Origin of the sequence: Imtechella halotolerans (genome assembly GCF_028743515.2) — a bacterium.
Classification (GTDB): domain Bacteria; phylum Bacteroidota; class Bacteroidia; order Flavobacteriales; family Flavobacteriaceae; genus Imtechella; species Imtechella halotolerans.
The window spans coordinates 2,042,765-2,055,567 of sequence record NZ_CP117969.2 but is presented as its reverse complement, the minus strand read 5'-3'; the positions used below and the strand labels follow the sequence as shown (position 1 = coordinate 2,055,567).

The following is a 12,803-nucleotide window of genomic DNA, read 5'->3' as shown; positions in this document are numbered from 1 at the left end:
TATGAAAAATATTACACTACTTTTTGTAAGTTTTTTTATTCATTGTTCTAACCTTACATCCCAGAATAATGAATTCTCAACGGTGAAAGGTTTCAATGCTTTAGTTACACATCACAAAGTTCTTACGATACACTCTTCAACAAAATATAGCCTAGAATCTGAGCGGGAAGTTATTGTTTATAATAGTAAGGGAAATAATGAAATTAATACCTATTTGTATTATGACAATAATACAAACATTAAACTTCTAGAAGTAAAGATTTATGATGTTTTAGGAAAAGAAATAGGTAAATATAAAAAGTCTGATTTTAATGATGTAAGTGCTTCTGATGGGTTTTCATTGCATGGAGACAATCGAATAATGTTTTTGGATTATAAGCCAATCCAATATCCCTATAAGTTGGTTTTCAAAAGTTATTATGAATCTTCCAATACTGCTTTTCTACCAAGTTGGCAGCCAATTGCTTCTTACGGAGTATCGGTATCTGAATCTTCTATGATAGTGAAGTATGCTGCAAATCTTGGATTTAGATATAAGGAGTACAATTTAGGTAACTTTAAATTTTTCAAAGAAGATACACAAGGAGTCTTAACATTTAAGATGGAAAATGTTGAGCCCCTTGATTCAGAGCCTTTAAGTCCATCCGTTTTTCAACGTGTTCCTCGTGTTCGTTTTGCGTTAGATCAATTTTCTTTAGAAGGATATTTGGGTTCTGCTTCAAATTGGGAGGAACTAGGGAGATGGTTTTACCATGATTTGTATAAAAATCAAGTTCAATTGCCCGAAAAAACCAAAGAACAGATGAAGCAGCTTACTAAAAATGCTACCACTGATAAAGAAAAGGCAAGGTTGATTTATCAGTACATGCAGGACAAGACACGTTATATCAGTGTACAGCTTGGTATAGGAGGTTTTATGCCTACTAAGGCAGAAGAGGTTGATAGAGTTGGATATGGTGATTGCAAAGCATTAACCAATTATACTCACGCATTATTAAATGCCGTAGGAGTAACTTCATATCACGCAATTATTTACAACGATACTCAAAAAGTAAGTTTTGATCCTGAATTTTCTTCAGTTCAAGGTAATCATATGATATTATACTTGCCTTTGACTGATGAAGAAATATGGCTGGAATGCACAAGTCAAAAATACCCATTTGGTTATATTGGTTTAGGCAATCATGATCGAAATGCGTTAGTCTTAACCTCCCAGGGAGGGAGTCTAAAAAAAACGCATAAATATGAAGCACCTTATAATCTTCAAGAAGGAGATATTTATGTTTCTTTAAGTGAAGATGGAATGGCTGAGGCCGAAGTATCGATTAAAAGTGGAGGATTGCAATATCAACAACGTAGTTTTCTTGAAACCGCGAGCAGTGAAGAAATTAAATCCTATTACAAGCATTATTTTAAATACCTTACCAATTTAGAGGTTGTAAACTTTGAATTGGCTAATAATAAGTCAAAGTCTTTGTGGGAGGAAAAATTGACCATGAATGTTAACGGATATGCTGAAAAAGTTGGAGAAAAATTGGTTTTTGTTGCCAACTTCGGTAATAGGCTCAATTCGATTCCTGATAAAATTAAAGACAGGAAAAATAATTTAGTTATTGTGAATGGGTATGTTGATTTTGATCGAGTTGTTTATACCATTCCTTCAAATTATGTGGTTAGTTTTATTCCTCAAAATACTAAAGGGGAATCTGAGTTTGGATTATGGGAGTATAAGTTTGAGAAAAAAGATGATAAAGTTATATATGAAAGAAGACTTATTCTTAAGGAAGGAGAGTTTTCAAAAGAGGCCTATACATCGTATAGAAATTTTATGATTGAAATTAATAAGCTTGATCAGCAAAAAATTGTTTTAACCAACCAACTATAATTATGAAAAAGTATATTTTTCTGTATTTCTGTGTATTCGCATGTATTGGAGTTTATTCCCAAGACTTTAAATTTGGAAAGGTGACTAAGGCTGAGCTTCTGGAAGAAAAGCATCCTACTGAACCTGAAGCAAATGCGGCTATATTGCATAAAGGAGTTCATATTCGAATTGAGTATAATCAGTCAACAGGATTTACACAGGTGAAGGAGGTTGAGTTGCGAATAAAATTTTATAATCCTGAAGGATATGAATTTGCTACTCAAAATATAATTACATATAAGTCTGACAACGATCAAGAGAAAGTAGTTGGTATTAAGGGTGTTACTTTTAACTTGGAGGGTGATAAGATTTTAGAAACCAAGCTTCGAGGGGATGAAATATTTAAGACGTCGCTTTCAAAGTTTAGAGATGAAGTTAAGTTTACACTACCCAATTTAAAGCCAAAATCAGTTATTGATGTTACCTATGAAATCAGATCTCCGTTTTTTACTAAAGTAGATGATTTAGATTTACAATTTGGGATTCCTATCAAAAAACTAAATGTAGAATTAAGATTCCCAGAGTATTTTATATTTAAGCCAATGCAAAAAGGGTATTATCCATATACAATTAAGAATTCATCGAGCAACAGTTCTTTATCATTGTCAAGTAAACAGTCTAATGGATTTGGGAAAGGAAATAGTGTCAATTATGATAGAATTGATTTTCAAGTGAATCATTTTTCAATAGTAGAAAGAGATGTTCCTAGTATGAAGGAGGAGCCTTATGTTGATAATATTCATAATTATAGAGCTGGTTTGACAATGGAGTTATTGTCTGTGCAATTTCCTCAACAACCTATAAAATATTATTCTCAGACTTGGACTGATGTAGTTAAAATAATTTATGATAATGATGGTTTTGGAGGTGAATTAAAACAAAGGGGCTTTTTTGAAGATGAGCTAAATGCCATTTTAGAGAAAGCTACTTCACCTAATGAAAAAATGGTAATGGTTTTGAATTTTGTAAAATCTAAGATCAAATGGAATCAATATTATGGAAAGTTTTCGGAAGAAGGTGTTAAATCTGCCTACAGAAAAGGAGTGGGTAACGTGGCAGATATTAATTTAGCCTTGGTTATAATGCTTCGACATGCAGGATTTAATGCAAATCCAGTGTTAGTGAGTACTAGAAGTAATGGGATTCCGATGTTTCCAACTCTTGATGGATTTAATTATGTTGTTGCTGCTGCAGAAGTTAATGATAAAGTGTTGTTGATGGATGGGTCTGATTTACATTCAACATTAGATATTTTACCTTTAAGAGCCATAAATTGGAATGGACGATTGGTAAGAAAGGATGGAAGTTCAGTAGAAATCCCATTAATTCCACAAAGCACTTCCCAAGAAATGCATATGGTAAATGCTAAAATAATGGCCTCAGGTAAAATTGAAGGAGAAGTAAAGTCACGTTTTGTCAACCATGGTGCGCATTATTTTAGAAATTCACACAAAGGGTCAGTGGAAGAACAGGTGCAAAAGCTAGAGAATAAATTCAAGAACATTGAAGTAGAGAATTATATGGCTGAAAATCTTGGTCATGAGCATATGCCGGTAGTAGAGTCGTACCTTTTTGAATTGGATGGAAATGTAGAAACCTTGGGAGAAGAACTTTATTTTTATCCATTTATGATGTTCAGGACCAAAGAAAATATATTTAAATCGAATAAAAGAGAGTTTCCAATTAATTTTGGATATCCTAGTAAGAATCGCTTTGTGTTTTCAATGGATATACCGGAAGGTTATGTGGTGTCATCTTTGCCTGAACCTATTTCTATTTCCCTTCCAGATAATATGGCTACATATAAGTTTAATTTATTAGTGCAGGGAAGTAAATTACAATTATCCGTAGCATTAGATATTATAGAATCACTAATTCCTTCACTTTATTATGAAGAGACTAAATCTTTTTATAGTATGATTGTAGATAAGGAGTCAGAGCGAGTAGTGTTGAAAAAAGGGTAGTATTAAATATAACAAAATAGCTGTGCATTACAGTATAATATAATTCCGGTCTTGGCCGGAATTATTTATTTTTACGTTTTAATTCCATTTCTGTGCCTTTTATAAATATTCATACCCATCATAAGGAAAAGGATGAAAATACGGTTTCAATAGTGAATCAATATCCTAAGTCAAGATTTTATGAAGGTTACCACTCTGTTGGGATTCATCCCTGGTATATTGATGAAACAAAATTGAATGATGATTTTAAAAGATTAGAGCAGATGCTCCTTAATTCAAATTGTCTGGCAGTAGGAGAGTGTGGGATTGATAGAAATATTCGAACAAATCTAGATCTACAGATAGAAATATTTAAACATCAAATAGTGCTTTCTGAAAAGTATCAAAAACCGGTTGTTATTCATTGTGTTAGAGCGTATGATGATATCATAAGATTAAAAAAGGAATGGAAGCCTACTCAGCCATGGATTATACACGGGTTTAATAAAAAAATAGAGGTAGCTCAACCTTTAGTGAAAAATAAAATATTTCTTTCTTTTGGCAAGGCTTTGTTGTCTAATTCAGCTGTGGGGAATACTTTTGCAAATATACCTTTTGACGCTTTTTTTCTGGAAACAGATGACGCAGAGATAATGATAGAAGAGGTATACACGAAAGCAATTGAGTTGAGAAGTATAACTATGGATGACTTGAAAAACCATCTGTGTAATCAATTTAAGACATTATTTTTAAAATGAGTTGGTTAGAACGTACCGAATTATTAGTAAAAGAAGAGGGGATTAAAAAATTACAGCAGTCTAATGTACTTGTTGTTGGATTAGGTGGCGTAGGATCATTTGCGGCAGAATTTTTAGCTAGAGCAGGTATTGGTAGAATGACAATTGTTGATGGAGATGTATTTGATATTACAAATAAAAACAGGCAATTGCCCGCAATTGACAGTACCATTGGAGCCTATAAGGCAACTGTTATGGCTAATCGTATTAAAGAAATTAATGCAGAGATAAATCTTACAGTTTATAATGAATTTTTATCCCCTGAAAGAGCTTATGAGCTAGTTGATGAATCATTTGATTATGTGTTAGATTGTATTGATAGTGTTACCCCAAAACTAAATCTTATAATCGCTGCCAAGCGTAAAAAAGTAAAAATAGTTAGCTGTATGGGGGCTGGAGGGAAATTGGATGCAAGTAAGGTCAAAGTAAATGATATTAGTAAAACTCGTGACTGTATGTTAGCCAAACATATGCGTAAACGCCTTAAAAAGGAAGGGATTTTTAAAGGGATAAAGGCCGTGTATTCTACAGAAGTGCAACGAATAGATAGTCTTAAGGAGACGGATGGGACCAATTTTAAACGTTCTTATTATGGGACCATAAGTTATATGCCAGCTGCCTTTGGATTGCAGGCTGCAGCTACTGCGATTAATTATTTATTAGATAAAAGATAGTATACAATGGACATTAAAAATGCTCAACAAGAAGTAGACAATTGGATTCAGGACCATGGGGTGCGCTATTTTAATGAACTAACTAATATGGCACAACTTACTGAAGAAGTTGGAGAAGTAGCTAGGATAATTGCAAGGCGGTATGGAGAACAGTCAGAAAAGGAATCTGACAAAGAAAAGGATTTAGGTGAAGAATTAGCTGATGTAGTATTTGTGGTGCTTTGTTTGGCAAACCAAACAGGTATCAACCTACAGGAAGCATTTGATAAAAAAATGGATAAAAAAACAAAGCGTGATCACGATCGTCATCACAATAATGAAAAACTGAAATAATTTTGAAATTACACCTTTTTTCCCAAAACACACATATACAGCAATCGATTACCATAACGGGTTCTAAAAGTGAAAGTAACAGATTATTGCTTTTACAGGCGCTGTTTCCTCAACTTTCTATTGAAAATGTTTCTAATTCCGATGATGCTTGTGTCATGGATGAAGGACTCTCCATTAAGGAAGGTGTGGTAGATATTCATCATGCCGGTACTGCTATGAGATTCCTTACAGCCTTTTTTGCGATGCAAGAGGGGCGAAGTGTAATACTTACTGGGTCGAAGCGAATGAAAGAAAGGCCAATTGGTATCTTGGTAGATGCATTACGCCAATTAGGGGCTGATATTTCATTTACTCAGGATGAAGGTTATCCTCCATTGCAAATAGAAGGTAGACGCTTAGATGAAAGTAGGGTTGTTATGGCGGCCAATGTAAGCTCCCAATATATATCAGCATTATTGTTAATTGCCTCTCGTCTTCCGAATGGTTTAGAGCTTATTTTAGAAGGAGATATTACATCAGTTCCTTATATCGAAATGACGTTGTCATTGCTTAATGAAATAGGAGTCGATACCTCATTTAATGGAAATATCATAAGGGTAATGCCTTTAATGAATGAACCAGAATCAAAAAAATTGGTAGTAGAATCTGATTGGAGTTCTGCTTCTTATTTTTATAGTATTGTTTCTATTTGTCAGCTTGGTACTCAAGTACGTTTGTCAAGTTATAAAAGTAATAGCTTACAAGGAGATTCTGTTCTAGCTTCAATTTATCAGCAGTTTGGAGTGACTACTGAATTTGAAGACAATCAAGTGGTTTTGACCAAAACTTCTGAGAAATTGCAACTTCATTTTGAATATGATCTAACTCATGCTCCTGATATAGCTCAGACAATTGCAGTTAGTTGTTTTGCATTAGGAATTGGGTGCTCGCTTTCAGGGCTACATACCTTGAAAATTAAAGAGACAGATAGACTTGAAGCACTTAAGGTTGAGCTCTCTAAGTTGGGAGCCCAAATTGATGTAACTAATTCAGAATTGTTTTTAAAGCCATCATTAACTATTAAGTCGGAAGTGACAATAGATACTTACAATGATCATAGGATGGCTATGGCATTTGCTCCATTGGCACTTAAAGTTCCCCTATATATAAATGATGCAGAAGTAGTATCTAAATCATATCCCGATTTTTGGAGGGATATGGAACAGATTGGATTCTTGATATCAGAGCAGTAAAAAACTAACAAGAAATTGTGTTCTAAGGACTTTCTCAGAAATAAATGCTAATTCCCTTGACAACCCCCTTGTTGAGATTGTATATTTGCAGCCTTGTAAAAAATAGAAATTCATGAAGTTATCTCATTTTAATTTTGATTTACCTAAAGAGTTGCTGGCCGAGTATCCGAGTGAAAATCGCGATGAAGCTAGATTAATGGTGGTAGACCGTAAAACAAAGACAATTGAACATCGTCTTTTTAAAGATATTATAGAATATTTTGATGAAGGAGATGTAATGGTGCTTAATGATACAAAAGTATTTCCGGCAAGGCTTTACGGTAATAAGGAGAAAACTGGAGCTCGAATTGAGGTATTCTTATTGCGTGAACTTAATGCAGAGCAACGTCTTTGGGATGTGCTTGTTGATCCTGCTCGTAAAATTAGGATAGGCAATAAGCTTTATTTTGGAGATGATGAGAGTCTAGTTGCTGAGGTAATTGACAATACGACTTCACGTGGTCGTACATTACGTTTTCTATACGATGGGTCTTATGAAGAATTCCGAAATAAGCTTACAGAACTTGGAGAAACACCTCTTCCAAAATATATTTCACGTAATGTTGAACCTGAGGACGAGGAACGATATCAGACGATTTATGCCAAGCATGAGGGTGCAGTAGCAGCACCTACCGCGGGATTACATTTTTCCAAGCACCTGTTAAAGCGTTTGGAAATCAAAGGCATTGACTTTGCGGAAATTACACTGCATGTTGGCTTGGGCACTTTTAATCCAGTTGAAGTGGAAGATCTTTCTAAGCACAAAATGGATAGTGAAGAGTTGGTTATAACACCTAGAGCTTGTGATGTTGTAAATAAAGCAAAAAAGGGAAAAGGAAAGGTTTGTGCTATAGGAACCACAGTTATGAGAGGGCTGGAGAGTTCAGTTTCTTCTGAAAAAACATTAAATCCTTATGAGGGGTGGACTAATAAGTTTATTTTCCCTCCATATGACTTTAGCATCGCTGATTGTATGGTTACTAATTTTCATACACCGAAATCTACCTTGTTAATGATGGTTTCAGCGTTTGCGGGACATGATTTAATTAAAAAGGCATATGCGGAGGCGGTGAAGGAGGGATATAAGTTTTATTCGTACGGAGACGCCATGCTCATTCTGTAATAAAAAAGTAGTTTAAAAAGCCCTGGAGAATTCTAGGGTTTTTTTATGACTAAATTCGGTAAATACCCAATAGTATTTCGATTAAGTCAAAAATGTATCTTTGCAGTATGATAACATCTAAAAAGGACATACGGGCACTTACCAAAGTACAATTACGTGATTTTTTTGAATCTAAAGGTGATAAGGCCTTTAGGGGTAATCAAGTATATGAATGGTTATGGAGTAAAGGGGCACATTCCTTTAGTAGTATGACTAACCTTTCTAAGGATACTAGGGAAATGCTTGAAGAAAACTTTGTAATTAATCATATCAAAGTCGATCAAATGCAGCGTAGCAATGATGGAACTATTAAGAATGCTGTTCGGCTTCATGATGATTTAATTGTTGAATCAGTTTTAATACCTACTGAAACCCGAACTACCGCATGTGTTTCTAGTCAGGTGGGTTGTAGTTTGGATTGTAAGTTTTGTGCTACTTCTAGACTGAAACGCATGAGAAACTTAAATCCTGATGAAATTTACGATCAGGTAGTTGCCATCGATAACGAGAGTCGCTTATATTTTGATAGACCGCTGAGCAATATAGTTTTTATGGGAATGGGAGAACCCTTAATGAACTATAATAATGTACTTAAGGCAATTGATAAGATAACCTCTTCTGAGGGTTTAGGAATGTCTCCTAAACGCATTACCGTATCAACTTCCGGAGTTCCTAAAATGATCAGGAAAATGGCAGATGATGAAGTGAAATTTAAATTAGCTGTTTCGCTACATTCTGCAATTGATGAAGTGAGAACTTCTATTATGCCTTTTAATGAAAATTTTCCTTTGTCAGAACTGCGTGAAGCATTAGAATATTGGTATAGCAAGACCAAAAGTAGAATAACCTATGAGTATGTTGTTTGGAAAGGAATAAATGACAGTAAAAGGGATGTGGATGCATTGGTTAAATTTTGCAGATTTGCTCCTTCCAAGGTGAATCTAATAGAATATAATCCAATAGATGAAGGAGAATTTCAACAAGCCAGTGATCAGGCTATCCAATTGTATGTTTCTACCTTAGAGCAAAGTGGAATTACAGTAACTGTAAGACGTTCACGAGGAAAAGATATTGATGCGGCTTGTGGACAATTAGCTAATAAATCATAAAAAATTAGTAGGTTTGCATAAATCCAAATAGCCACCTAATCGTTTGAAAATAGTAGAACAAATCAAAGCGCCTATACATCATGAAATGGAACTTTTTGAAAGAAAGTTCTATGAGTCGATGTCTTCTAAAGTAGCCCTACTTAATCGAATAACCCATTATATTGTAAACCGAAAAGGCAAACAAATGCGACCTATGTTCGTTTTTTTGGTGTCTAAGATGGTTTCAGGAGGAACTTGCAATGAGCGTACTTATAGAGGGGCTTCCGTAATAGAATTGATTCATACGGCTACCTTAGTTCATGATGATGTAGTGGATGACAGTAATAGAAGAAGAGGCTTTTTTTCAATCAATGCGCTTTGGAAAAATAAAATTGCGGTCCTGGTTGGTGATTACTTATTGTCTAAGGGCTTATTACTATCAATTGATAACGACGATTTTGATCTATTAAAAATCATTTCCGTTGCTGTCCGTGAAATGAGCGAAGGTGAATTACTTCAAATAGAGAAGGCTCGTAGACTGGATATTACAGAAGACGTGTACTATGAAATTATCCGACAAAAAACCGCTACTTTGATTGCTGCTTGTTGCAGTCTAGGGGCTTGCTCAGTTAAGCCCGGATCAGTTGACGTGGAAAATATGCGCAAATTTGGCGAATTGATAGGGATGGCATTTCAAATTAAAGATGATCTATTTGATTATACTGATGGACCTATTGGTAAACCGACTGGAATAGATATTAAAGAACAAAAAATGACCTTGCCTTTAATATATGCGCTTAATAATTGTACAGATAAAGAGCGTAAATGGCTTATCAATTCTGTTAAAAATCATAATAAAGATAGTAAGCGGGTAAAGGAAATTATTGCCTTTGTGAAGGCGCAAGGCGGACTGTCCTATGCAGAATCAAAGATGGTTTCTTTCCAAAAGGAAGCCATGGAACTTTTGAATACGTATCAAGATTCCGAATTTAAAGAGGCGCTTCAGCTTATGGTTAATTATGTTATAGAGCGTAAAAAGTAGTTCTCAAAGGACTTACTCTGGTCCCATTCTTCTTAATTTGTTAAAAAAATAGTTTCAGGCAACTTTTTAAAAAGAATTGTCGTCTATCCCTATAGAATCAATAATGAAGAATTTTTTGAAGGTTATTACGCTTCATATCGATGAGAACAAACTCATAAGAAATGCAATTAGAGGGCATCGCGAGTCACAGCAAAAGCTGTTTCAGTCTTATTCCCCTAAAATGCTTAGTGTGTGTAGATATTATATCAAAGACATTCATTATGCGGAAGATGTTATGGTAGGTGCTTTTTTTAAAGTGTTTAAACATTTAGAATATTACAAAGGGGAAGGTAGCTTTGAGGGATGGATCCGAAAAATTACCATAAGAGAATGTTTGACTTTTTTGAGAGATAGAAAGCAGTTCATTTTTCTTGAAGACAATAGTTATGAATCTACTAATGAACTATCAGAAGAAATGTCTATTGAGTTAGAGGTTGAAGATATTCAGACACTCATTGACTCACTCCCCTTGGGATATAAAACTGTTTTTTTGATGTATGCGATTGAAGGATATTCACACAAGGAAATAGCAGCCTATTTGAAAATTACTGAGAGTACATCAAAATCTCAGCTTTTTAAAGCGAGAAGGCTACTTCAAGAACAAATAAACAACTTAAAAATAAAGGACAATGAAAACAAATCCTTTGGATAATGAGATAAAAAATAGTCTGGAGAAACGTTTGATTAATCCTTCTCAATGTGCATGGAATCAATTGGAAAACAGGCTAGATGCCGAAACGTCTACTAAGAAAAAAAACTACTCCACTTTTTATTGGATAGCAGCCTTTTTTATTCTTGCGTTTCTTAGTGGAGCATATGTTTCTACTCTAGATAGCCAAAAGGAGATAAAAGAATATGAAGTTGTTGAAAAATCCTCATCCGAGCAAATTGAGGAAAGGAATGATGGATACAATGATCAACAGGATTTACGAGTTCATGAAGAGGTAGTTTTTGAGGAACTTAAAGAATCGAAAAAGTTCTTTGGTAAATCTGATATATATAATGAATCTGAACATAAAAAGGTGTCTTTAGAGGAGAAGAAACAATCTATTGGTGATAATAATGAGCTTGTTTTTGATGTAGAGGAAAAGGTAATGCAGGTGGTGGATGCAATTAAGGAATTACAACAAAATGGTGAGGTTACCAACGAAGAAATTGAAGTATTACTGTTAAATGCTCAAAGAGAAATAAAATCGCAAGAATTAATTCATCAAGGGACAAGTTTAGATGCCATAGCGCTTTTAACTGAAGTGGAAGACGAACTTGATATGTCATTTAAAGAAAAAGTCTTTGAGGCTCTTAAAAGTGGGTTTTCTAAAGTAAAAACAGCTGTAGCAGATCGTAATCAGTAGTTTATTCATCAATTAAACAGTTCAATTATGCAACGAATTATTATTTATACCGTAGTGGCGGTAATGACTTTTCTATGTCAAAAAATGGAAGCTCAAGCAACTAAGGATAGCTTGGATTTACACCTAAGACATCGAAAAATTGAAGTGTTAAAAAAACAAAGAGAGCAGGTTCTTAAAACAGAAAAAGATGGTCTTAAACAAAAAGTTCAGCAAATTATTGATCAAGAAAATGCAGGAGAGATTTCTAAAGAGTCAGCACAAGAATTGAAAAAATTGGCGGCAGAGAAAGCAGCTCAAAATATCGCCAATATAACAGCTATTATTGATAATAAGATTGCACTTATTGAGCGGGGAGAAGATTATGATGATCTCAATGGTTCCTATTTTACATTAGGATTAGGGCAGCGCTATGATAGCAATGGAAGTAGATTGCTTGGGATAGAATACAAAGCCAATATTGATAAGCCTAAAGATCCTGATCGTAAGACACGTGCAGATATTGTACTAGCTTTTGGTTTGAATCAAGCTTTTATAGATGGTGTGTCGTTTAATGATAGTCCTTATAAGGTTGGAGGTAGTCGATTTTTTGAATTAGGATGGCAGTGGAAAACGCGTTTGTTAGGAAAAAATAGCGATTTACGTTTTGTATATGGCGTTTCGTATCAATCAAATGGGCTTAAACCAACCAATAATCAATATTTTGTTAAGGAAGGTGACAACACAACCTTAGATGTATATGAAGGGAATCTTGATAAATCTAAATTTAGACTGGATAATTTGGTTATTCCTTTATACTTGGAATTCAGTCCCTATAAGAATAGGGTTCGGGAGGGATTTGTAAGTAGGTATCGCAATACATTTGTATTAGGCGTAGGAGGCTATGCCGGTTTAAATCTTAGTGCTCGTCAGAAATTGAAATTTAACGATGAAAGTAATCATTCAAAAGAAAAAATAAAAGACAATTATAATACTAACAATGTGGTTTATGGTCTAGGATTCTATATAGGAAAAGGGGATACTTCTTTGTATGTCAAGTATGATTTAAATACAATTTTTAAGGACCCTAATTTAGATCAGCACAATGTTTCATTGGGATTGAGATTTGAATTATAAATGTGAAGTCATTATTCCTTATTTTTGATTCCCGCTTTTGGCGGGAATTATTATTTTTATACAAA

The 12,803-nt window shown here is 34.3% G+C and carries 12 protein-coding genes; all 12 read left to right on the top strand.

Features of this window, described 5'->3' with window-relative positions; all coding sequences use genetic code 11:
* The first annotated feature begins 1 nt into the window (after position 1).
* The 12 genes from PT603_RS09305 (at position 2) to PT603_RS09250 (ending at position 12,738) form a co-directional block, all read left to right on the top strand.
* Entirely contained in the window at positions 2-1,885 is a 1,884-nt protein-coding gene (locus PT603_RS09305) for a DUF3858 domain-containing protein (RefSeq protein WP_008237155.1), read from the top strand.
* A 2-nt stretch (positions 1,886-1,887) separates the two neighbouring features.
* On the top strand, positions 1,888-3,888 hold the full coding sequence (locus PT603_RS09300) for a DUF3858 domain-containing protein (RefSeq protein WP_008237156.1): 2,001 nt from the start codon (positions 1,888-1,890) through the stop codon (positions 3,886-3,888).
* A gap of 92 nt (positions 3,889-3,980) precedes the next feature.
* Positions 3,981-4,625 (top strand): TatD family hydrolase, encoded by a 645-nt coding sequence (locus PT603_RS09295; RefSeq protein ID WP_008237166.1) that lies wholly within the window; start codon positions 3,981-3,983, stop codon positions 4,623-4,625.
* Positions 4,622-5,338, top strand: coding sequence for a tRNA threonylcarbamoyladenosine dehydratase (locus PT603_RS09290; RefSeq protein WP_008237170.1), 717 nt, complete (start codon positions 4,622-4,624; stop codon positions 5,336-5,338). The genes PT603_RS09295 and PT603_RS09290 overlap by 4 nt, the downstream gene beginning before the upstream one ends.
* Positions 5,339-5,344: 6 nt before the next feature.
* The gene (locus PT603_RS09285; protein WP_008237171.1) at positions 5,345-5,671 is read left to right on the top strand and encodes a nucleotide pyrophosphohydrolase; all 327 of its coding nucleotides are present in this window, start codon (positions 5,345-5,347) and stop codon (positions 5,669-5,671) included.
* A gap of 2 nt (positions 5,672-5,673) precedes the next feature.
* On the top strand, positions 5,674-6,903 hold the full coding sequence (locus PT603_RS09280; RefSeq protein WP_008237173.1) for a 3-phosphoshikimate 1-carboxyvinyltransferase: 1,230 nt from the start codon (positions 5,674-5,676) through the stop codon (positions 6,901-6,903).
* Between the two features lie 112 nt (positions 6,904-7,015).
* On the top strand, positions 7,016-8,065 hold the full coding sequence (gene queA / locus PT603_RS09275) for a tRNA preQ1(34) S-adenosylmethionine ribosyltransferase-isomerase QueA (RefSeq protein WP_008237175.1): 1,050 nt from the start codon (positions 7,016-7,018) through the stop codon (positions 8,063-8,065).
* A gap of 107 nt (positions 8,066-8,172) precedes the next feature.
* On the top strand, positions 8,173-9,213 hold the full coding sequence (rlmN, locus tag PT603_RS09270) for a dual-specificity RNA methyltransferase RlmN (protein WP_008237176.1): 1,041 nt from the start codon (positions 8,173-8,175) through the stop codon (positions 9,211-9,213).
* Between the two features lie 43 nt (positions 9,214-9,256).
* Entirely contained in the window at positions 9,257-10,234 is a 978-nt protein-coding gene (locus PT603_RS09265) for a polyprenyl synthetase family protein (RefSeq protein WP_008237177.1), read from the top strand.
* A gap of 103 nt (positions 10,235-10,337) precedes the next feature.
* Positions 10,338-10,925: an RNA polymerase sigma factor gene (locus PT603_RS09260; protein WP_008237178.1), complete on the top strand. Its 588-nt coding sequence runs from the start codon at positions 10,338-10,340 to the stop codon at positions 10,923-10,925.
* Positions 10,903-11,625, top strand: coding sequence for a hypothetical protein (locus PT603_RS09255; protein ID WP_008237179.1), 723 nt, complete (start codon positions 10,903-10,905; stop codon positions 11,623-11,625). The genes PT603_RS09260 and PT603_RS09255 overlap by 23 nt, the downstream gene beginning before the upstream one ends.
* A gap of 27 nt (positions 11,626-11,652) precedes the next feature.
* Entirely contained in the window at positions 11,653-12,738 is a 1,086-nt protein-coding gene (locus PT603_RS09250; RefSeq protein ID WP_008237181.1) for a hypothetical protein, read from the top strand.
* Positions 12,739-12,803 lie beyond the last annotated feature (65 nt).